Source organism: Streptomyces olivochromogenes, assembly GCF_021538895.1.
Taxonomy (GTDB): Bacteria; Actinomycetota; Actinomycetes; order Streptomycetales; family Streptomycetaceae; genus Streptomyces; species Streptomyces olivochromogenes_A.
Window position 1 is genome coordinate 25085 of the sequence record NZ_JADDRL010000033.1, and the last position, 20749, is coordinate 45833.

The 20749-nt window shown below is 70.2% G+C and carries 25 protein-coding genes and 1 riboswitch; of the genes, 15 read left to right on the plus strand and 10 right to left on the minus strand.

The window, feature by feature from the left end; all coding sequences use genetic code 11:
• Nucleotides 1–14: 14 nt before the first annotated feature.
• Entirely contained in the window at nt 15–1412 is a 1398-nt protein-coding gene (lpdA, locus tag IPZ69_RS18570; protein WP_235455257.1) for a dihydrolipoyl dehydrogenase, read from the plus strand.
• 40 nt (nt 1413–1452) lie between these two features.
• On the opposite strand, the gene IPZ69_RS18575 is transcribed toward lpdA, so the two are convergent.
• Nucleotides 1453–1920 carry a winged helix-turn-helix transcriptional regulator gene (locus tag IPZ69_RS18575; RefSeq protein WP_235455258.1) on the minus strand — a complete coding sequence of 156 codons (468 nt, stop codon included), beginning with the start codon at nt 1918–1920 and terminating at the stop codon, nt 1453–1455.
• 89 nt (nt 1921–2009) lie between these two features.
• On the opposite strand from IPZ69_RS18575, the gene IPZ69_RS18580 reads away from it, so the two are divergent.
• The 4 genes from IPZ69_RS18580 (at nt 2010) to IPZ69_RS18595 (ending at nt 5205) form a co-directional block, all read left to right on the plus strand.
• The gene (locus IPZ69_RS18580) at nt 2010–2504 is read left to right on the plus strand and encodes a PaaI family thioesterase (RefSeq protein WP_235455259.1); all 495 of its coding nucleotides are present in this window, start codon (nt 2010–2012) and stop codon (nt 2502–2504) included.
• A gap of 49 nt (nt 2505–2553) precedes the next feature.
• Nucleotides 2554–2621, plus strand: a riboswitch (guanidine-III (ykkC-III) riboswitch).
• Nucleotides 2622–2633: 12 nt separating this feature from the next.
• Nucleotides 2634–3509, plus strand: a complete 876-nt coding sequence (locus IPZ69_RS18585; protein ID WP_235455260.1) for an MBL fold metallo-hydrolase — start codon at nt 2634–2636, stop codon at nt 3507–3509.
• Between the two features lie 98 nt (nt 3510–3607).
• Nucleotides 3608–4915 carry a hypothetical protein gene (locus IPZ69_RS18590; RefSeq protein ID WP_308407496.1) on the plus strand — a complete coding sequence of 436 codons (1308 nt, stop codon included), beginning with the start codon at nt 3608–3610 and terminating at the stop codon, nt 4913–4915.
• An 89-nt stretch (nt 4916–5004) separates the two neighbouring features.
• Nucleotides 5005–5205, plus strand: a complete 201-nt coding sequence (locus IPZ69_RS18595) for a hypothetical protein (protein ID WP_235455261.1) — start codon at nt 5005–5007, stop codon at nt 5203–5205.
• A 32-nt stretch (nt 5206–5237) separates the two neighbouring features.
• On the opposite strand, the gene IPZ69_RS18600 is transcribed toward IPZ69_RS18595, so the two are convergent.
• Entirely contained in the window at nt 5238–6458 is a 1221-nt protein-coding gene (locus IPZ69_RS18600; RefSeq protein ID WP_235455262.1) for a glycosyltransferase, read from the minus strand.
• Between the two features lie 280 nt (nt 6459–6738).
• Here IPZ69_RS18600 and IPZ69_RS47430 point away from each other — a divergent pair, with 280 nt between their 5' ends.
• Entirely contained in the window at nt 6739–7179 is a 441-nt protein-coding gene (locus IPZ69_RS47430; protein ID WP_308407497.1) for a peptidoglycan-binding protein, read from the plus strand.
• A 44-nt stretch (nt 7180–7223) separates the two neighbouring features.
• Here the strand turns inward: IPZ69_RS47430 and IPZ69_RS18615 are convergent, their stop codons facing one another.
• Nucleotides 7224–7649 carry a VOC family protein gene (locus IPZ69_RS18615; protein WP_235455263.1) on the minus strand — a complete coding sequence of 142 codons (426 nt, stop codon included), beginning with the start codon at nt 7647–7649 and terminating at the stop codon, nt 7224–7226.
• Between the two features lie 129 nt (nt 7650–7778).
• Here IPZ69_RS18615 and IPZ69_RS18620 point away from each other — a divergent pair, with 129 nt between their 5' ends.
• The 8 genes from IPZ69_RS18620 to IPZ69_RS18655 all read left to right on the plus strand — a co-directional run bounded on the left by IPZ69_RS18620 (nt 7779) and on the right by IPZ69_RS18655 (nt 15756).
• Nucleotides 7779–8798 (plus strand): helix-turn-helix transcriptional regulator, encoded by a 1020-nt coding sequence (locus tag IPZ69_RS18620; protein WP_235455264.1) that lies wholly within the window; start codon nt 7779–7781, stop codon nt 8796–8798.
• Nucleotides 8799–8917: 119 nt separating this feature from the next.
• Complete coding sequence (locus IPZ69_RS18625) at nt 8918–9328, plus strand: VOC family protein (protein ID WP_235455265.1); 411 nt, start codon at nt 8918–8920, stop codon at nt 9326–9328.
• Entirely contained in the window at nt 9325–9777 is a 453-nt protein-coding gene (locus IPZ69_RS18630) for a pyridoxamine 5'-phosphate oxidase family protein (protein WP_235455266.1), read from the plus strand. Before IPZ69_RS18625 ends, IPZ69_RS18630 begins: the two co-directional genes overlap by 4 nt.
• A 151-nt stretch (nt 9778–9928) precedes the next feature.
• Complete coding sequence (locus tag IPZ69_RS18635; RefSeq protein ID WP_235455267.1) at nt 9929–12319, plus strand: ATP-binding cassette domain-containing protein; 2391 nt, start codon at nt 9929–9931, stop codon at nt 12317–12319.
• Between the two features lie 149 nt (nt 12320–12468).
• Nucleotides 12469–12921, plus strand: coding sequence for a MarR family winged helix-turn-helix transcriptional regulator (locus IPZ69_RS18640; RefSeq protein ID WP_235455268.1), 453 nt, complete (start codon nt 12469–12471; stop codon nt 12919–12921).
• Between the two features lie 28 nt (nt 12922–12949).
• Nucleotides 12950–13360 (plus strand): hypothetical protein, encoded by a 411-nt coding sequence (locus IPZ69_RS18645; protein WP_235455269.1) that lies wholly within the window; start codon nt 12950–12952, stop codon nt 13358–13360.
• Between the two features lie 130 nt (nt 13361–13490).
• On the plus strand, nt 13491–14225 hold the full coding sequence (locus IPZ69_RS18650) for a FadR/GntR family transcriptional regulator (protein WP_235455270.1): 735 nt from the start codon (nt 13491–13493) through the stop codon (nt 14223–14225).
• A 373-nt stretch (nt 14226–14598) separates the two neighbouring features.
• Entirely contained in the window at nt 14599–15756 is a 1158-nt protein-coding gene (locus IPZ69_RS18655) for a DUF3103 family protein (RefSeq protein WP_235455271.1), read from the plus strand.
• Between the two features lie 61 nt (nt 15757–15817).
• On the opposite strand, the gene IPZ69_RS18660 is transcribed toward IPZ69_RS18655, so the two are convergent.
• From IPZ69_RS18660 to IPZ69_RS18675, 4 genes are all read right to left on the minus strand, one after another.
• Nucleotides 15818–16723, minus strand: coding sequence for an NmrA family NAD(P)-binding protein (locus tag IPZ69_RS18660; protein WP_235455272.1), 906 nt, complete (start codon nt 16721–16723; stop codon nt 15818–15820).
• Between the two features lie 124 nt (nt 16724–16847).
• The gene (locus tag IPZ69_RS18665; RefSeq protein ID WP_268834740.1) at nt 16848–17693 is read right to left on the minus strand and encodes a thioesterase family protein; all 846 of its coding nucleotides are present in this window, start codon (nt 17691–17693) and stop codon (nt 16848–16850) included.
• Nucleotides 17683–18009 (minus strand): branched-chain amino acid transporter permease, encoded by a 327-nt coding sequence (locus tag IPZ69_RS18670; RefSeq protein WP_235455274.1) that lies wholly within the window; start codon nt 18007–18009, stop codon nt 17683–17685. The genes IPZ69_RS18665 and IPZ69_RS18670 overlap by 11 nt, the downstream gene beginning before the upstream one ends.
• Nucleotides 18002–18688 carry an AzlC family ABC transporter permease gene (locus tag IPZ69_RS18675; protein WP_235455275.1) on the minus strand — a complete coding sequence of 229 codons (687 nt, stop codon included), beginning with the start codon at nt 18686–18688 and terminating at the stop codon, nt 18002–18004. Before IPZ69_RS18675 ends, IPZ69_RS18670 begins: the two co-directional genes overlap by 8 nt.
• A gap of 79 nt (nt 18689–18767) precedes the next feature.
• Between IPZ69_RS18675 and IPZ69_RS18680 the strand changes: the two genes are divergently transcribed.
• The gene (locus IPZ69_RS18680) at nt 18768–19208 is read left to right on the plus strand and encodes an Lrp/AsnC family transcriptional regulator (protein WP_235455276.1); all 441 of its coding nucleotides are present in this window, start codon (nt 18768–18770) and stop codon (nt 19206–19208) included.
• Between the two features lie 35 nt (nt 19209–19243).
• Here IPZ69_RS18680 and IPZ69_RS18685 read toward each other — a convergent pair whose 3' ends face one another.
• The 3 genes from IPZ69_RS18685 to IPZ69_RS18695 all read right to left on the minus strand — a co-directional run bounded on the left by IPZ69_RS18685 (nt 19244) and on the right by IPZ69_RS18695 (nt 20731).
• Nucleotides 19244–19411, minus strand: a complete 168-nt coding sequence (locus tag IPZ69_RS18685) for a hypothetical protein (RefSeq protein WP_235455277.1) — start codon at nt 19409–19411, stop codon at nt 19244–19246.
• Nucleotides 19412–19472: 61 nt separating this feature from the next.
• Nucleotides 19473–20306, minus strand: coding sequence for an NmrA family NAD(P)-binding protein (locus IPZ69_RS18690; protein WP_235455278.1), 834 nt, complete (start codon nt 20304–20306; stop codon nt 19473–19475).
• Nucleotides 20303–20731: a nuclear transport factor 2 family protein gene (locus IPZ69_RS18695; protein WP_235455279.1), complete on the minus strand. Its 429-nt coding sequence runs from the start codon at nt 20729–20731 to the stop codon at nt 20303–20305. The genes IPZ69_RS18690 and IPZ69_RS18695 overlap by 4 nt, the downstream gene beginning before the upstream one ends.
• Between the last annotated feature and the right edge of the window lie 18 nt (nt 20732–20749).

Sequence of the window (20749 nt, forward strand, 5' to 3'; positions counted from 1 at the left end):
AGCGAGGTGGAGCGATGGACACGGACTTCGACGTCGTCGTCCTGGGGGCCGGCCCGGGCGGATACGTGGCCGCCGTCCGGTGCGCCCAGCTGGGACTGCGTACGGCGATCGTGGAAGGCCGGTTCTGGGGCGGAGTCTGCCTGAACATCGGATGCATCCCCGCGAAGGCCCTGCTGCGCAACGCGGAGATCGCCCACCTGGTCACGCACGACGCGGAGAAGTTCGGCCTGAAGATCGGTGGAGACGTGACCCTGGACTACCGGGCCGCCTATGAGCGAAGCCGGGTGGTGGCCGACGGGCGCGCCAAGGGCGTCGGCTATCTGATGCGCAAGAACAAGATCGCCCAGTTCGAGGGGCAGGGCACGTTCCTCGACCCGCACACGATGCAGGTGCGGATGAGGGACGGCGAGGCGACGCTGTCCTTCCGTTTCTGCGTCATCGCGACCGGAGCGACCGTGAAGCTGCTCCCGGGGACGACACTGGGCAGGCGCGTCGTCACCTACGAGGAGCAGATCCTCTCCGACAGCCTCCCGGCGAGCCTGATCATCGCCGGTGCGGGTGCCATCGGGGTCGAGTTCGCGTATCTGCTGCGGTGTTACGGGGTCGAGGTGACGCTGGTCGAGTTCCTCGACCGGATCGCGCCCCTGGAGGACGAGGAGGTCTCGGCCGAGCTCACCAAGCGCTTCCGGCGCCAGGGGATCAACCTGCTGACCTCCACGCGGGTGCGGAGCATCGAGGAGGCCGACGACCGGGTCCGTGTGGTCGTCGAGCGGGAGGGCCGGCCGGAGGTCCTGGAGGCGGAGAAGGTGCTGCAGGCCACGGGCTTCCACCCGCGGACCGGTGGCTACGGGCTGCCTTCCACGGGCGTCCGGCTCACCGATCGCGGAGCCATCGCCATCGACGGGTACTGCCGCACCGACCAGCCGCACATCTACGCGATCGGCGATGTGACGGCGAAGCAGATGCTGGCCCACACCGCCGAGGCGATGGGCGTCGTCGCCGCCGAGAGCATCGCCGGCGCGGAGACCATGGAGCTGGACTACCGCATGATTCCGCGCGCGACGTTCTGCCGGCCGCAGATCGCCAGTTTCGGCTGGACCGAGAGCGAGGCGCGCGGTGAGGGCTTCGACGTCCGGGTGGCGACGTTCCCGTTCACCGCCAACGCCAAGGCGCACGGATTCGGCGACACCGCGGGCTTCGTGAAGCTGATCAGCGACGGCCGCCACGGCGAACTGCTGGGCGGCCACATGATCGGTCCGGACGTCACCGAGCTGCTGCCCGAGCTCACGCTGGCGCAGAAATGGGACCTCACGGTGACCGAGCTCATCCGGAACGTCCATGCGCATCCGACGCTGAGCGAGGCGGTCCAGGACGCCCTGCACGGCCTCGCGGGACACATGATCAACCTCTGAAACCGTGGCCCCCGGTCCACCCGTACTTCTGGGCCACCCGTCAGGTCGCCGTGTGTGCCGAGGCGCCGGGTCGCGTGTAGGCCTGCCGCGGGTTGAGGGGCCCGTGATCGCCCGCGCAGACGACGACGACTTCCAGCGGGTCGTCGCAGTCACGGTGCCGCACCTCCAGGGGCGGTCCCTCCGGATCCGCGGTGTAGCGGTCGCCCCACTGCTTCAGGGCGATCATCACGGGCCACAGGTCCCAGCCCTTGGCCGAGAGCCGGTACTCGTGGCGGGTGCGATGCCCAGGCTCACGGTACGGAACGGTGTCCAGGATCCCGGCCGCGACCAGCTTGCGCAGCCGGTCCGCCAGCACCGCCTCGGACATCCCCACGTGCCGCCGGAAGTCGTCGAAGCGGCGCACGCCGTTCATCGCGTCACGCAACACCAGCAGAGACCACTTCTCGCCGATCAGGTCGAGGGTGCGCTGCACGGTGCAGTTCTCGGTGCTCAGGTCCAGCCAGGCCATGGGGCCATCGTAGGCTGACTGCGACATTGACAGCCAGAGGTTCGACTGGCTAACTTCAAATCTGGAAGCCAGCTGAGGAGGGCACGGTCATGTCGAGGTCACGCACGTTCGAGTGGGAGGACCCGGGTATCTCCGCGGCCGCCGTCGGCCAGGAGAGCGGACTCGACTTCCTGCGCGGAGTGCTCGACGGACGTCTGCCCGCCGCGCCCATCGGCGCGACCGTCGGCTTCTGCCTGGAAGAGGTCGACTTCGGGCGCGCCGTCTTCGTCCTGGAACCGGGGGAGGACCACTACAACCCCATCGGCAGCGTGCACGGCGGTGTCTACGCCACCCTGCTCGACTCGGCCGCGGGCTGCGCCGTGCAGTCCATCCTGCCGGCGGGCATGGGATACACCTCGCTCGACCTCAGCGTGAAGTTCCTGCGCCGCATCACCGTCGACACGGGCAAGGTCCGCGCCGTCGGCTCCCTCCTCAACCACGGCCGCCGCACCGCCCTCGCGCAGGCCGAACTCCTCGACTCCGACGACCGCCTGCTGGCCCACGCGACGAGCAGTTGCATGCTGTTTCCGGTGCCGGCCGGCTGAGGTCTTTCGGGGAGCCGAAACGTCGCGGTGATGCCGTGTTAGCGTCAGCGCGGAGGCTCGTACGTGCCTGCCCCGGACGAGATGCGCGCCGTACCCGGTCTGCCAAGACGACGCGCCGGAGGAGACGTCATGGACGCGGGTACGGGCCTGATCGATTTCGCCGGTGGTGTTCCCCGGCCCCAGGCGCTGGACGTCCGGTGGATCCACGGCTCGCCGTCGGCGAAGCACAACGCCGATCCGGACATCCAGGTCCATGCCTACGACGAGCACACGTTCATCCTGCGGCAGAACATGGCGATCGACTATGAAGCGCCGTTCCTGTTCCTGCTGTTCGGCAACTCCCGGGCGGTGTTGATCGACACCGGTGCCACCGCGTCCGCGGAGTTCTTTCCGCTGCGCCGGGTGGTCGACGAACTCGTCGACGGGTGGCTCGCCCGGCACCCCCGGGAGGAGTATCACCTCCTCGTTCTGCACACCCACGCACACGGTGACCACGTCGCGGGCGACGGGCAGTTCGCCGACCGCCCCCACACCACCGTGGTGGGCGCGGACCTGGCCACCGCCTGGGAGTACTTCCGGTTCGACGCGGACCCCGACGCCGTGAGCACGGTCGACCTGAGCGGCCGGGTCCTGGAGTGCCTGGCCACCCCGGGCCACCACGAGGCGGCGGTGACGTTCTACGACCCGTGGACCGGGTTCCTGCTCACCGGAGACACGGTCTACCCCGGGCGGCTCTACATCCAGGACTGGCACGCCTTCGCCCGCACCATCGACCGGCTGATCGAGTTCTCCGACCGCCGGCCGGTCACGTACGTGCTCGGCTGCCACATCGAGATGACCAGTCGGCCGGGTGTGGACTATCCGATCCGTACCACCTACCAGCCCGACGAGCCCCCGCTCCAGATGACCACCGATCACCTGCGCCGGATCCGTGCGGCGATCGCGGAGGCCGGCGACCGGCCCGGCCGGCGCGCCTGCGCGGACTTCATCCTCTACCCCGTCTGACGCCGCCGGCCCGGACATCGGTCCGAGGGCGCTGTCAGTGCCGAGCCGTAGCCTTCCGGATATCCGCACATGGCGTGCCACTCGGAGCGTTGGGGGTAATGATGCGCAGGCCGGTCGAGGGCGAGGTCTCCGTTCACTACGGCCAGATCTACGTCGAGAGCGATCCGGACAGCTACGGCCCGGACCTCGCCGAGGCGTTCGCGGGGCAGAGCTCCGGGCTCTGCGGGGCGGCGATCCCCGGCACGCTGTGGCTGACGACCGGGCTGCACACCGGCGAGGTCGGATTCACCGTCGAAGTGCACGAGGACCCACCGCGGTTGGACCCGGAATGGGAGGACGTGGTGGAGGTGTCCTTCCGGCCCGTGTCGGACAGCACCGCGCTCGTCCTGTGGGGAGGCATGGGCGACTGGGACCTGGGCCTGGAAGAGACGGACTACCGGGTGCGCTACTGCGCCAAGGACATGGACGCGGCACGCGAGCGCGACACCCGACTCGACGACGAGCCCCAACTGGACAGCTACCTCCTCCAGTTCTGGCCGGCTCCGCCGTCGCCGGACCGCGTCCTCAAGCAGACCTCCGGTTCCGCCGCCTACTGGCACGGCTACGCCCGCGAGCTGCCGCCCCCTCCCACCCCCGCCGAACGCGCCGAGGCCGAACGCCTCGCCCGCCTCGCACAGGAACAGGCCGACAGAGAACGCGAACTCGCCTACGAACTGTGGGACTGGGGCGGGCAACTGCCCAGCCAGGCCCTGCGCGAGGTCGACGGCAACGTGAGCGGCCTGGTCCGCTTCGACGCGGCCCTCGTCCACACCATCGACGCCGCCGGCCCCGAGGTCCAGCGTGCGGTGGCGCTGCTGGCCGCGCGACGCGCATGCGAGACCGCCGGTCTCACGGAGCTCGACTGGATCTCCCGGGGGCTCACCGCCCTGGCCGAGGGACGCCCGCTGCCGCCGCCCCTGGACGAGCCGGACGCCGTCTGGCAGGCCCTGGACGCGGACCCGCATGCTCCCGACGGGACCGTGGGCCGGGCCGTCCCTCCGGAGTGGCCGCCCTTCCAGCCGCCCGCCGCCGACGACGACCCGTACGTGTCGATACCCCTCCCCGAGGCGATGACAGCGATCGTGGGCCCGGCGGCACCCATGGCGGAGCCGCTGAGTCCGCCCGATCCGCCGGTGCAGCCGCCCGCCGGAACATCCAGGTACATGTTGGTCGCCACGATCGGCGAGCCGGACCCGTCCCTGCGCATGTCCCAGCCGCACATGGCCATCCCCGCACTGCTCGACGCCGCCCACCCCGACCCGCTCCGGGCAGCCCTCGACGCGGTGTTCGCGGCCGTGGCCACCTACGGCGAGGACTACCCGGTACTCCTCCAGGAGGTGTGGTCCGCCTGCCGGGGGCAGGCGTAGAGGGGGCCGGCATCCGAGCGGACGCGATCATTGCCCGGCCTTGGGCCGGGTGCCCGTAACCCCTGCGCGGGCTCCCGGTTGTGTCGGGTATGGACGACCACCTTCTCGCCGCCGACACCTCTGACCTGCTGGACCTCGAGGAACCGCGGCTGCCCTTGCTGACCCTGTCCGAGGCACAGCAACTGCTGGAGGTGTTGCAGCACTTCGGCGCGACCGACCATGACTGGGGCGCGCAGGCCCGGCATTTCGCCGCCGGGCTCGCCGCCCGCGTGCCGTCGTACGACGCGTAGTCCCGCCCGGAGCGTCGAGCGGTCGGCCTTCCTCAGCCGACCCCGTCGAGCAGCAGTTTCGCGGCCACGAGCGCTCCGTCCGTGCGGATCGTGCCGGCCACGGCGATCGCTCGTGCGCGGGTTTGCGGGGTGAGGGCCGAACCGAGCGCGGCCGAGAGGGACGCGAAGGTCGGAGTCGGGCCGGCGTGGGCCACGCCGATGCCCAACTCGGCCACCCGGTCGGCCCAGTAGGTCTGGTCCACCGCCTGCTGAGGCACCACCACCTGAGGCGCACCGGCCCACGCGGCGGTCGTCGTGGTGCCCGCGCCGCCGTGGTGCACGACGGCGGCCACCCGGCGGAACAGCGCCTGGTGGTTGACCTCGCCGACGGCGAAGCAGTCGTCCCGGTCGTCGCTCAGGTCCAGGTCCGCCCATCCGCTGGAGACGAGCGCACGTCGGCCCTGTGCCCGGACCGCCTCGATGGCCGCATGGCCGGCGCCCCGCGAACCGTGCATCGGCATGCTGCCGAAGCCCACGTACACCGGTGGCGTGCCGGCCTCCAGGAACGCCGCCAAGTCGGCCGGGAGGGGGCGCTCGTCCGGGAGGAGCCACGCGCCGGTCTGCACGACGTCCAGGTCCGTCGGCTCGTGCCACGGACCCAGGAGCGGGTCCGTCGCCAGCCACGGGCGCTCGGTGAAGGCGTGGTCGCGGACGTCGTCCACCGGTGGCAGGCCGTTCGACGCCCGCTGGGTGTTGAGGGCCTCGCCGAACAGCGCGTTCGCGCTCTGCGCGTCCAGGTCCCACAGCGCGAGGTTGTCGGTCACGTCCGGTGGGAAGGGGCGGCCCGGCCGCGGGTGCGGCGGGTGGTGCGGCGACGGCAGGGTGATCGGCTGGAAACTCGCGTACACATAGGGGACGTTCAGTTTCTCGGCCACCGACCGTGCGCCGGCAGCGGCCGGCAGCAGGCCCGACGCCAGGAGCACATCACAGCCCTCGGCCGCCGCGGCAACCGTGTCGAAATACGAGGCGATCAACGCGGCCGCACGCTGAGGCACACCCCCTGGCGACGGCGGCGTCGCCCCGGTCGTCAGCCGGCGCACCGACTGACCGACCGGCACCATCGGCACACCCACCCCGGCCAGCCGCTCCGCGAACTCCTCGTCCGGCGGCGCGCACACGCGCACCTCCGCGCCGAGTTCCCGCAACCGCACCGCGAGGGCCACCAGCGGTTCGACGCCCCCACGCGAGTCATATCCCGTCAACAGCACACGCACTTCGCGACTCCCACCACCACAGGTCCCGGCATTGCCCGGCAAGTCTTCGCTACGACCCGGATCTTGCCGCAAGCCCCCCGGTGCGCTATACGTTGAGGGCGGGAAGGGGTGAGTACGCTCCTTCCCCTTCTTTATGGGTTGTTGTGGCGACCGACCGACTCCGGTGGATCCGTTGAGTCGTAAATAAGTGAAAGAGGAAACAGCGGGTGCCTGCCGCGTTCCCGTCAATTTTCCGATATCTCCCCTTATGGGATCCGATATTCCTCGATAGAGTGGTCGCATGGATACGTCAACGCTGTATTACACGGTGAGAACTGGCGACACTCTCTCCAAGATTGCAGCCAGGATCCATGTGACACTGGCGCAGCTCCTGGAGTGGAACCCCGAGATCACCGACCCGAACATCATTCGCCTCGGACAGCGGATCCGTGTCTCCCCGCCGGAAGGGGTACCGATCCCGGACCAGGAGTTCGAGCCTTTCCCGGGCGCGGACTTCTTCCAGTCGGCGACGGTCAGCCCGATCATCGAGGTCATGGGCTATCGCCTGATCGACGAGGGCTGCTCCGTGTACCCCGGCGAGCCGGACGCCCAGTGGAGCGACGCGGACCGCGCGTCGTACGCCAAATGGCAGCGCAAACTCGGTTTCAGCGGAGCGGACGCGGACGGTATTCCGGGAAAGAACACCTGGGACAAGCTCCACGTGCCCGTCGTGTTCGAGTGATTGCCACCCCGGGCGGCGGATGTCCGCCGCCCGGGACTTGATGGTCAGGACGCGTTGTATTCGCTGACGACGTCCACGACCCAGGTGACACCGAAACGGTCCCTCAGCATTCCGTAGAGCGGCGCCCACTGAGCGGGCTCCAACGGCCGCAGGACGGTGGCGTCTTCGGACAGCTTCTTCCAATACGCCGTGACCTCCTCGGCCGTTTCGCCGCGGAGTGAAACGAAGAACGCGTTCTCGCCCTGGCTCCACGGCATGCGCGAGGGCACGTCGTAGGCCATGACGCGAAATCCGCTGTCGGCGGCCACCTGGCCCCACATCACCTGGTCCGCCTCGGACGGCTCCTGGACGTTTCCGGCGTCCTTGTAGGTGACCATGACCAGGTCCCCGCCGAACACGGACCGGTAGAACGTGAGCGCCGCGCGGGCGTCACCTCGGAAGTTCAGGTGGGTCACAGCACTGACGGACATGATGGGCTCCTTGCCATTCGACCTATTTTCCGATCTCCGCGGTCCTGCTCGCGCGCAGCCCCGCTCGATGACGACAGTTCCAGGAGAAGCGGCCAGGATGTGGCCGCTTCTTGCGGCACCATCGGCAGCATGCAGAAGACCTCAGCGCGACTGCTGTCGCTGCTCTCGCTGCTCCAGTCGCGCCGGGACTGGCCGGGAGCCCTGCTGGCCGAGCGGCTGGGCATCAGTGCGCGCACCGTGCGCCGCGATGTCGACCGCCTGCGCGAGCTCGGCTACCCCGTCGTGGCGGTCAAGGGCCCCGACGGCGGGTATCGGCTGGACGCCGGTACGGAGCTGCCGCCGTTGCTGTTCGACGACGAGCAGGCCGTCGCCCTCGCCGTGGCGCTCCGGATCGCCGCCACCACCGGCGCTGGCATCGAGGACGGCGCGGTGCGCGCGCTGAACACCGTCCGGCAGGTCATGCCCGCCCGGCTGCGCCACCGCGTCGACACCCTCCACGTCACCGCCGTCGAGCGGCCCACGACCCGGCCGAACCCGCAGGTCGACAGCGGCGTGCTCATGGCGCTCACCGCCGCCGTGCACGCCTGCGAGGTGCTGCGCTTCGACTACGCCCCCGCGTCACCATCGGGAGACGGCCAGGGGGGCACCATGGCTCCGCCGCGCCGGGTGCAGCCGCACCACCTCGTCACCTGGGGCGCGCGCTGGTACCTCGTCGCCTGGGATCTCGACCGCGAGGACTGGCGGACCTTCCGCGCGGACCGGATCACCCCGCGCACGCCGACGGGGCCCCGCTTCGCCCCGCGCGAACTGCCCGGAGGCGACGTGGCCGCCTTCGTCGCCGACAGGTTTCAGGGCTCCGCCGGCTCGGGCACCTGGCCCTGCCGCGGCGAGGTGATCCTCCACCTGCCCGCCGCCGTCGTGTCCCCGTACACGCATGACGGAGTCGTCGAGGAACTCGGCCCGGACCGCTGCCGGTTGCTGCTGGGCTCCTGGTCCTGGGCCGGCCTGGCCGCCGCCATCGGCAGGTTCGACGCCGACATCGAGGTCGTGGGCCCGGCCGAACTCAAGGACGCCTTCGCGGTCCTGGCCCGCCGCTACGCCAGGGCAGCGGCCGACGCGGGAGCCGGCACCGCGCCCCCGATGCCGTGAGTCGGCCCCGCCGGAAGCCCCACCGTGCTGATCAGCACGACCGATCAGCACGACCGATCAGCGCGACCGATCAGGAATGGAGAAGCGCCGGTCACAGGGCCGCGGCTAGCGTGACGGCCATGGACATCACCATCCACTGGACCTTCCTCCCGCACACCGACCCGGAGACCTCCCTCGCCTTCTACCGCGACGCCCTCGGCTTCGAGGTCCGCAAGGACGTCGGGAGCGGCGCGATGCGCTGGATCACGGTCGGCCCCGTCGGCCAGCCCGGTACGTCCATCGTCCTGGAGCCGCCGGCCGCCGACCCCAGCGTCAGTGACGAGGAGCGCCGCACCATCGCCGAGATGATGGCCAAGGGCAACTACGGCCGCATCACCTTGGCCACCCCCGACCTCGACGCCGCCTTCGAGCGGCTGGCGGCCAACGGCGCCGAGGTGATCCAGGAGCCGACCGAGCAGCCGTACGGGATCCGCGACTGCGCCTTCCTCGACCCGGCGGGCAATCTCGTGCGCATCAACGAGGTCCGATGAGTGGGGACCCGCGCCCCGGCGCCCAGCGGCGTCGTGACACCGAGTACCGGCTCCGCCACGACGTGGACATCTGGGTGGCCAGCGCCTCGGCGGACGGTGTGCCCCACCTGGTGCCGCTCTCCTTCGACTGGGACGGCGAGGCGCTGCTGATGGCCACGCCCACCAACAGCGTGACCGGCAGGAACCTGGCTGTGAGCCGGTCCGTCCGGCTGGGCCTCGGCCCCACCCGCGACGTGACCATGATCGAGGGTGAGGTCGAGGTCTTCGAGATCGACGGGCTGCCGAAGGAGCGCATCGACCTGTTCGTCGAGGGCGCCGACTTCGATCCGCGCCTGCCGGCCGCGCCGTACCGCTGGTTCCGCGTCACCCCACGCCGTATCCAGTCCTGGCGCGAGGTGAACGAGCTGACCGGCCGCGAGCTGATGCGCGACGGTGATTGGCTGGTCTGACGCCTCGGGCGGGTGCGGAAGGCAGCCGGTGGCTGTTCCCGCGACCCCGCCACCCCCGGAGAACCGAACGTTACGCTCGAAGCCGCCCAGATCGAGCCAGCTGACGCCGACGGAGACCGCGCACGCGGCCCGCCCGAAAGATGGAGACACGATGAGCAAGGCCACGGGGACGGACACGCCGTCGCCTGCGCTGCACGCCGCCGACAGCCACGATGTGATCCGCGTGCACGGCGCGCGCGAGAACAACCTCAAGGACATCGACGTCGAGCTGCCGAAGCGCCGGCTCACGGTGTTCACCGGCGTCTCCGGCTCGGGCAAGAGCTCCCTGGTGTTCGACACGATCGCCGCGGAGTCGCAGCGGCTGATCAACGAGACGTACAGCGCCTTCGTGCAGGGCTTCATGCCGACGCTGGCGCGGCCCGAGGTCGACGTGCTCGAAGGGCTGACGACCGCGATCATCGTCGACCAGCAGCGGATGGGCGCCGACCCCCGCTCCACCGTCGGCACCGCCACCGACGCCAACGCGATGCTGCGCATCCTGTTCAGCCGGCTCGGGAAGCCGCACATCGGCTCGCCCCAGGCGTTCTCCTTCAACGTCGCCTCGATCAGCGGAGCCGGCGCGGTCACCGTGGAGCGCGCCGGACAGACCGTGAAGGAGCGTCGCAGCTTCAGCATCACCGGCGGCATGTGTCCGCGCTGCGAGGGCCGTGGCACGGTCTCCGACATCGACCTCACCCAGCTTTACGACGACTCCAAGTCGCTGTCCGAGGGCGCGCTCACCATCCCCGGCTACAAGCCGGGCGGCTGGAACTACCGGCTCTACACCGAGTCCGGCTTCTACGACCCGGACAAGCCGATCCGCAAGTACACCAAGAAGGAGCTGCACGACTTCCTGCACCGCGAGCCGACCAGGATGAAGATCGCGGGCATCAACATGACCTACGAGGGCCTGGTCCTGCGGATCCAGAAGTCGATGCTCTCCAAGGACCGGGAGGGGATGCAGCCGCACATCCGCGAGTTCGTGGACCGGGCGGTCACCTTCACGTCCTGCCCCGACTGCGACGGCACCCGGCTCAGCGAGGCCGCGCGCGCCTCGAAGATCAACGGGATCAGCATCGCCGACGCCTGCGCGATGCAGATCAGCGACCTGGCCGAGTGGGTCCGCGGCCTCGACGAGCCGTCGGTGGCGCCGCTGCTCGGCACGCTGCAGCGGACGCTCGACTCGTTCGTGGAGATCGGCCTCGGCTATCTCGCGCTCGCCCGGCCGGCGGGCACGCTGTCGGGCGGCGAGGCGCAGCGCGTCAAGATGATCCGCCACCTCGGCTCCTCGCTCACCGACACCACGTACGTCTTCGACGAGCCCACCACCGGCCTGCACCCCCATGACATCCAGCGCATGAACCGCCTGCTGCTGCGGCTGCGCGACAAGGGCAACACGGTGCTCGTCGTGGAGCACAAGCCGGAGACGATCGCGATCGCCGACCACGTCGTCGACCTCGGCCCCGGTGCCGGTACGGCCGGCGGCACGGTGTGCTTCGAGGGCACCGTCGAGGGACTGCGGACCGGGGGCACCATCACCGGCCGCCACTTCGACGACCGGGCCTCCCTCAAGAAGGCCGTGCGCGAACCCACCGGCAGGCTGGAGATCCGCGGCGCGACCGCGAACAACCTGCGTGAGGTCGACGTGGACGTCCCGCTCGGCGTGCTCACCGTCATCACGGGCGTGGCCGGCTCCGGCAAGAGCTCGCTGGTGCACGGGTCGATCCCCGCCCGCGAGGGTGTGGTGTCGGTCGACCAGAGCCCGATCCGCGGCTCCCGGCGCAGCAACCCGGCGACGTACACCGGACTGCTCGAACCCATCCGCAAGGCGTTCGCGAAGGCCAATGGCGTCAAGCCGGCGCTGTTCAGTGCCAACTCCGAGGGCGCCTGCCCCAACTGCAACGGCGCCGGCGTCATCTACACCGACCTGGCGATGATGGCGGGCGTCGCCACCACCTGCGAGGAGTGCGAGGGCAAGCGGTTCCAGGCATCGGTGCTGGAGCACCACCTCGGTGGTCGCGACATCACCGAGGTGCTGGCGATGTCGGTGACCGAGGCCGAGGAGTTCTTCGGCAACGGCGAGGCGCGCACACCGGCCGCGCACCGTATCCTCGGCCGGCTCGCCGACGTCGGTCTCGGTTACGTCAGCCTCGGCCAGCCGCTGACCACGCTGTCCGGCGGCGAGCGGCAGCGGCTCAAGCTGGCCACGCACATGGCCGACAACGGCGGTGTCTACGTCCTCGACGAGCCCACCACCGGCCTCCACCTGGCCGACGTCGAGCAGCTGCTCGGCCTGCTCGACCGGCTCGTCGACTCCGGCAAGTCGGTCATCGTCATCGAGCACCACCAGGCGGTCATGGCACACGCGGACTGGATCATCGACCTCGGCCCGGGCGCCGGGCACGACGGCGGCCGCATCGTCTTCGAGGGCACCCCCGCCGACCTGGTCGCCGCTCGCTCCACCCTCACCGGCGAACACCTCGCGGAGTACGTCGGCGGCTGACCGGGCCGGCACGAACACCGGGGACGGGTTCCGGCGGCTGCCGGAACCCGTCCCCTTCCATGTCCGAAGGGGACGGCTCCATGTCCGAGGGAGACGGCTCGGTCAACGATTGCCTTGACAACTATTGTCGCGGCAACGAAGATGGATGTGTGAGTACGACAAGCGGGCTGCACGACCACCTCGGATACTGGCTCCGACGCCTGTCCGACGAGGTCCACAGCCGGTTCGAGGCAGAGCTGGACCGGCACGGCGTGACCGTCTCCCAGTGGGGAGTGATGGTCGGCGTCTTCCACGGACACGGCACCACCAAGGCCGTGGCCGCCCACATGGACATCGACCCCGGAGCCGTCTCCCGGCTGGTCGACCGTCTCATGGCCAAGGGCCTGATCCGGCGCGAGCCGGACCCCGCCTCCCGGCGGATCGTCCGGCTCGTCCTGACCGACGAGGGCCAGGCCCTCGTGCCGCTCCTGGCCGAGATCGCCGACCGCAACGACGCCCACTACTTCGGCTCGCTCGACGCGGCCCAGCGTCAGCAACTGGAGGCGTGGATCAGGCGCCTGGTGGGCGAAGTCCATCCCGCACCCGAGGACGACAACTCCTAGACGACACACCTGGAAGAAGAAGCGCGCCATGAGCACCGCCCTCTCCATCACCAAGACCGTCAGCATCGACCGCCCCTTCGCGGATGTGTACGCCTTCCTGGCCGACCCCGCGAACTGGTCCAAGTGGGCCGTGGTCAACATCCGATCGATCGAGCCCACGGCCGACCCCGACTGGTGGCAGATGTCCACCCCCGTGGGTCCGGCCAGGCTGCGCTTGCACGCCGACGCCGAACTCGGCGTCCTCGACCACGACTACGTCGACGACACCGCCTCCTGGCGGGTCCCGGCCCGCGTGGTGCCCAACGGCGACGGCGCCGAATTCATGATGACCTTCTATCAACCACCCACCCTCGGCCGAGAGTTCTTCGTGCAGCAGGTCGACCTCGTCGACACCGAGCTGGCCACGCTCAAGAGGATCCTCGAATCCGGCCGGGCGTGACTCCGTCCTGTCGACGCAGTGTCAAATGCTGGCCAGAGATGGAGGATTGACGGCCTGTTGGGCGAGGTGCTTCACTGAACGGGCGTGGCTGAGCCACTCACCCACTGACCAGCCCCTCTGGAGACCGTCCGTGGCCGTCGAAAGCATTCCCCGTCAGTCCGTGGTCGATGTGCTGGAGGCCCGGCTGCGTGACGACATTCTGCGGGGTGAGCACCAACCCGGCACCCTGCTGCCTCCCGAGCGTGAGCTCGCCGCAGGGTACGGAGTCACCCGCACCACCCTCAAGCACGCCCTGACCCGCCTTGAGCAGGCGGGGCTGCTCAGTACACGGCACGGCATCGGTACCCGCGTGATCGACTTCCTGCGGCTCGGCGGGGCCGAGTTGCTGCCGATGCTGGCCTCCCAGGACTCGTCCTGGCTCAAGGAGGTCTTCGAGGCGCGACGGCATATCGGGACCCTCATCGCCGGTCGCGCGGCCGCACGGCGCACGGTCAAGCAGTCCCGCCGCCTTCAGGAACTGCTGGAGGCGGTGGCCGAGGCCCCGGATGCCGACGCGACCCAGCTCGCCGATGTGGAGGTTCACCGGGAGTTGGCGCGGGCCACGGGCAACCGGGTCTATCTGCTGCTCACGAACACGCTGTTCAACGCGTATCTGCCGGTGCGACTGGCGCTCCAGGCCCCGTTCGAGGACCCTGCCAAGGCCGCCGGACGACTGGCGCCGGTGGTGCAGGCGGTGGTCGAAGGCCGCGTCGAGGGGGCGCAGAGCGCGGCCGAGAAGTATCTGCGCGGCACCGAGAAGCTCATGCTGGGTTCGCTCGGCCCCGGCCGGTCGCGGTCCGGGGGCAAGAGCACCGGATCGGGGTGAACGGGGCCGGTTGCCGGGGCCGGTAGCCCCGGAGGGGCTCGGCGCGGTGCGGCCGGCTCCGGCGCGCGAGCGGAAAGGCACCTGCCGTGGTTCGGCCGACTCCGAGTCGGCCGAACCCGGTTCCGTACGCCGGAGTTCGCACCACGCACCCATCGCGGTACGTCCAACTTCATGTCTCCAGGCCAGTGTTGGCAGAAATCTACGCGCGTCCATCAGTCGATTGACTTGTCATGGACGCAACACAATTGTCCGCCGGGTGTGATGCCGGGCGGAGGCACGATCCCGAGCGGTCCGCACCGCGAGGGACCCTCGCTCCTTTCACCGTCGCACCGCCAACCCCGGTGCATCAGTGCTCGATCACAGGAGGATCCCCGTGAGCACAGCGAGAAAGAGACGCAACGCCACCCTCATCGGCGCGACGCTGGCGGCCCTCGCCATCGGGACGCTCCAGCCGACCGCGGCCGCCTCGGCGGCGCCGATGTCCGAGGCCAAGACGTCCGCCTCCCGGCAGTCCCCGGTGTTCGGCGTCGAGGAGGGCATCGCCCGCACCGTGGCCTCCTCTCTGCTGTCTCAGCAGTGGCGGGAGCAGGTCAGGGAGGCCGTCCTCAAGAGGGGCGAAGTGGACCTGCACGCCCTGACCGGCAAGGCTGCCGACACAGCGGGCACGGGGCTCAAGTCCGCGGTCGCCGGCGCCGACCAGCGCATCCTCTCCCTCAAGGGGCTTCCGGCGCGGACCGGCTCCATGCTGCGCATACGCCTGGGCGCGCAGTCCATGCGCCCGCACCTCACCGCCGCGAGCGCCCCCTGGGTCGCCGTCGCCGCCACGGACGACCACGCCAAGACCCTCACGGCCTACGACAGCCAGGGCCGGCGCCACACCATCGACACGAGCAAGGTGCCGGACCGGCCCCTGTACATCGTCGACATCGACGTCTCCAAGGCCCACCGGGCAGGGCTCGCGTTGCTGCACAAGGAGCTGGTCGCCAAGGGGCTCAGCAAGCCCCAGACGCGGTCCGGCGCCCTGAACACCACGGCCGCGGCGGGCTGGTGGGCCACCAAGGTCGACGCGATCGAGGTACGGGACGACGAGGAGCCCTGGTTCAAGGGCGCGGCCGAGATGTTCTCCCTCGTGACCGGCTTCGGTCTCGACGGCAAGGCCCGCGTCGACTCGGTCGACATGCCGTACCTGGACTACGACAACACCGTCTACTACCCCAACCAGATCCTGGTCAACTGGTCCAACTACAAGTACAACCTCGCCGACGTCGTCATGATGGAGGACGACGACGGCACCAACTACAAGGCCCTCGCCCAGGCGATCACCACGGCCCTGCTCACCATCACGGACCAGGGAACCTACATCCCGCTGGTGAACGCGGTACTGAGCGCGATGCCCGACTCCTGGTTCACCGACGACCCGGACTACGTCGAGTCCTGGTACACCCTCGCCCGCACCTCCTCGGGCCGCCTCAACGGCGCGAGGGGCAACGGCTGGATGACCGTCGAGCCGTACTTCGTCGAGCAGTTCTGATCCGCGGAGCCGGTCCGGTCGACCAGCCGATCACACGGCTGGTCGACCGGACGGTGTGTGTTCAGCCAAGGTAGAAGTCCTTGCGGGCGGCCACGAACGACTCGACCGTCCGGGCCGGTTCGCCCGTCAGGCGTTCGACGTCGTCGGAGATGCGGTCGTAGCGGTTCTCCCGGTGCAGGCGGGCCATGGTGGCGATGTGCTGCTCGGTGTGCGGTGGCAGGCCGGCCTTGGCGAGGACGTCCTGTCGCCACTGGTCCAGCGGTACGTCCACGTAGGTCACCGGGCGGCCCAACGCCCGCGAGAACTGCTCGGCGATCTGCGTCATGTCGAGGGTCTGGGGCCCGGTGAGCTCGTAGACGTGGCCGATGTGTGCGGCCGGGTCGCGCAGCACGGTGGCGACCACTCGGGCGACGTCCTCCGTGGCGATCGGCGAGGTGCGTCCGGTGCCGAAGGGCAGTGCGAGCGTGCCGTTCTCCTGGATGGAACGTGCCGCCAGCGTGGTGAACAGCGGATTGTCGAGGAACGACGTCGGCCGGATGTGCACCACCGGGAGACCCGACCAGTTCAGTACCTGCTCCGACAGCCAGTGGAGCCGCTGCTGGTTCGACTCGCCGGTGCTGATGGCGGTCATCTGGGACACCGTCATCTGCGACATGTCGATCAAGGCGTCCAGATCCCCGTACTCGCGCGCCACGCTGGCCACCACGGTCGCCGCCAGGAGCTGGTCCGGTGACACGGACATCGCGAAGTACATCCGCCCCACACCCTCCAGTGCGGCCGCCACGGTCTCGGGCCGCGTCAGGTCGCCGACGACCGTCTCCACGCCGAGTGCGCGCAGCCCGGCCGCACGCTCGTCGTCGCGGCGGACCATCACGCGTACGGGCACATCCCGCGCGCGCAGGTCCTCGAGGACCTTGCGGCCCACGTCGCCGGCGTTGGACAGGAGCACGAGGTTGCTGGCAGCCATCAGTCGGGTTCCTTCTGCGTGGGGGAGCGGGGGGATCACCGGGGTGTGAGGACCCGTACCACGAGTGTGATCACTGGGGCCGCGGTGTGCGCGCCGTCGCGGGGACGACACGCGGCGGGCTCGGTCAGTGCTCCGGCCGAGGGCGGACGGTGAGGATCTGCTGGGCGTGGCCGACCGGGCCGTCGATGTCGTGCAGCACCGTGCTGGTGAGGCCCTGGCCGGTGGGGCCGAAGGTGACGGTGGTGTCCAGGCCGGTCCAGTCACCCCCGGGTGGGCGGTGGAGGTGGACGGTCAGGTCGACGTTGGGGAACATCCACGCCGTGGGCGGCTGCCGTACGGCGATGCCGTTGGCCGTGTCGACGAGGGCGAGGTAGGACGCGAGCGGGCTGCTGGGCTCGCCGGCGACGAGGGCGAGCGGCGTGGAGACCCAGGCGGTGGTGCGGCCCGGCCGGGGTTCGCCGAGGGGGCGGACGTCGAGGGAGGCGATGTAGCCGCCCGGCCACACGTCGGTCATGGGCCACGGGGCGAGTGAGTCGGGCGGGGCGAGCCGTTCGTCGGGGCCGCCTGCCACGGCGCTGGTGTCGAGGGCGGCCAGCAGCCAGGCGCGGGCGCGGACCACCGGGCGGTCGGCGATCCGGACGACGGCTTCCACGAGTTCGATGGTGCGGCCGGGGCGGACCGTCGCCACCCGGATCTCGCACTCGTCGAGGGCGAGCCGCCCGAGGATGTCGTAGCTGATGCGGGACAGGAGCAGCCCGGGGCCCGGGCGTGCGGCCAGATGACGGTCGATGGCGTGGACGACCAGGCCGCCGAGCGGACTGAAGTGCTGCTCGTCGAGGGCCCAGGCGCCGCCGGCGTGCGGGGTGGGCTTGTAGCGGTGGTCGTCGATGCGCTCGTAATAACTGCCGGGATTCACCGAATGCCTCTCCTCGGGTCCATGTTTCCGGTCCGCCGGTCGCTCACACGGCATTGAGCAGCACGACGTAGACGGCGGTGCCCATGCCCACGCTGAGGATCGTGCGGCGCCCGAGGGCCAGGTGGACGCCGATGGTGACGGCCACCGCGAGCAGCGCGTACCAGGCGCCGTTCGGGTCCTTGGTCATCGTGCCGTGCAGGGCGGTCACGGCGAGGATCAGGAGGATGCCGACCGGCATCCACACCGACAGCCGCTGGACCAGTGCCGAGCCGCGGAGCCTGCCGAGGAGCGCGAAGGGGAGGGCGCGCAGGGCGAAGGTGACGGTGAAGACGATCGCCAGGACGGTGATCAGGTACGTGGTGCTAGGCATCGGCGGGCCTCCGGGACATGAGGGCGTGGCGGCCGAGGAGCAGGCCGACGAACAGCAGCAGCGCCGTGAACAGGGCGACGCCGGGGGTCAGTAGCAGCGCGACGGAGACGCCGGTGCAGGCGAGCAGCGCCGAGGGGATCTGCTGGCGGGAGCGGAAGGCGTCCAGGGTGAGCACGGTGAACAGCGCGCACAGGGCGAATTCCAGGCCCTCGATCGGGGCGGGCAGCGCGCTGCCCAGCGCGACGCCGACCAGGCCGCCGCCGACCCAGTACGCCTCGCAGGCGAGCTGCATCGCCAGCAGACGGGGCGCGGAGCGCTTGTGCTCGGGCAGGGAGGCGCTCACCGCGTACGCCTCGTCGATCATCGCGTAGACGGCGTACGCCTTCGCCACCGGGTGCCTGACCAGGTGCAGGGGGAACGAGAACGCGTAGAAGACGTGCCGGAAGTTGACCACCAGCACGGTCAGCGCGACCGCGGCCGGCGGTGTGACGGCGGCCAGCATGCCCACCAGCAGCAGCTCCAGCGAACCGGCGAACGCGGCCAGGGACAGCGCCGGGGTGAGCCACCAGGGCAGGCCGGCCTGGAGGATCAGCAGGCCGAGCGCGATGCCCAGGGGGAAGATCCCGAGTCCGGCGGAGAAGGAGTCACGGACGCCTGCGGCGATCTGGTGTTGCTGCACACGTCCATGGTCGCGTAGAAGCCGCGACATGTGGTTGCAAAGATTGCTCGCCAGCCGTCCGCTGGTGCAATCTTCTGCCATGGATGCCATTGATGAAGCAATCATCGCCGAGCTGGAGCGGGACGGGCGGCTGACGAACGTCGAACTGGCACAACGGGTCGGGCTGACCACCGGGCCCTGCCTGCGGCGCGTCCAGCGGTTGGAGGCCGACGGGGTCATCCGGGGCTACCGCGCGGTGATCGACCCGGTCGCCCGGGACCGGTCCTTCGAGGTGCTGCTCGACCTCAGTCTGGAGTCGCAGGACGCGGAGACCGTCGCGCGCTTCGAGGAGACCCTGGCGCGGGCGGAGGAGGTGTTGGAGCTGCGCCGGCTGTTCGGCTCGCCCGACTATTTCGTGCGGGTGGCCGTCGCCGACCTGCCCGCGTACGAGACGTTCCTCAGCCAGCGGGTCATGACCATCCCGCGGATCAAGAACGTCACGTCGCACTTCACGATGAAGACCGTCAAGCCGGGCCCGTAGCGGACCCGGCTCGACGATGCGGGGTGCGCGCCCGTTCAGTCGTCCACGGCCCGCTCGCCCTCCGCCTGCGAAGGCTCCGTGCGGGGTACGTCCGGGTGCTGTTCCATGGCGCTGCGCTCGCTCGGTTCGTCGCGCTCTCCTTCGGCCTGCGACGGGGTGTGCGAGTACAGGTAGGTGTCGTAATCCGAGGCTCCGGTCTTCATGGGAGGCCTCCTTCGTCGCTCCACCTCCATGGTCCGCCTCCGCGAGTGCCGTGGCGAGCTGTCAGCGGTGTTCCGCGTGCTCGCGGAAGCCGCGCGGCCGGCGGCCGGTGATGCGCAGGACGGTGTCGGTGACGCGGTCCTCGGCTCCCTCGGCGATGGCTCTGTCCATGCCGGCGAGCAGGGCGGCGAACTCAAGCGGCATCGTCCGGGCCAGGTGCTCGCGCATCTGCTCGTACGTCAGCCGCTGGTGGGTGACGGCGCGGCCGGTCACCTCGCTGAGGACGGACGCGACCTCGCCGTAGCTCAGCGCCTCGGGGCCGGTGATGACCAGGTCGGTGTCGGGAGCCTGGGCATCGGTCAGCGCGTGGGCGGCGACGGCCGCGATGTCGTCGGCGTCGATGAAGGCCACGCGCCCCTCGCCCGTCGCGGTCCGGATCGTGCCCTCCTCGCGGATGCTCCGGGCGTGCAGGTGGTCGCCGGTGAGGTTCTGCATGAACCAGGACGGCCGCAGTACCGCCCACTCGTCGAACAGGTCGGGCAAGGCCTGGTGCACTTGTCCGACGGCCGGGCCGCCGGCGGGGATCGCCGAGGAGCTGAGCAGTACGGCGCGGCGCACTCCACACGCCCGGGCCTGCTCCAGGAAGGGCAGCATGATGCCGGCAGGGTCGGCGGAGGCCAGGGGCGGGACGAGGTAGACGCCGTCCGCGCCGCTCAAGGCCTGTTCGTACGTCGAGCTGTCGAACCAGTCGAAGCGGACACCCTGCGCCCCCTGGACGTCGGTGGCGCCTCGACTGGCCGCCTTGACCCGGTGTCCCCGGGCGGCGAGCTGTCGGGTCACGCGGCCGCCGGTGTTGCCGGTGGCGCCGATGACCAGGGCGGTGACGGGCGTGTTCATCGGCCGCTCCGGGTGAAGTCGGCCGAGCCGTCCTGGGGGACGGCGAGCGGGTTCCAGTAGTCGCGGTAGTGAGTGATGCGGCCGCCCACGACCGTCACGACGGCTATGTAGGTCATGTCGAAGGGCGCTCCGCTCGGGACCAGCTGCCCCACCCCGCGCATCTCGACCACGATCGTCTCCGGATCGTCGGTCCGGTGGATCTTCAGTTCGGGGAAGTCGTGCAGGTCGATGTGGTCGGGATAGTCGCGCATGTAGTCGGCGACGGCGGCTTTGCCCTCCAGTCGCTTCGGCCGGCCTTCGGGGGCGAAGGGGAACTCGAAGACGCCGTCCTGCGCCCACAGCTCGACCCAGGCGGAGATGTCCTTGTCGAGCAACAGGCGCAGGCCGTGGCGGTACAGGTCCGCCGGTTGCGTAGGCGTGGTCATGGGGGTCCCTCCGATACG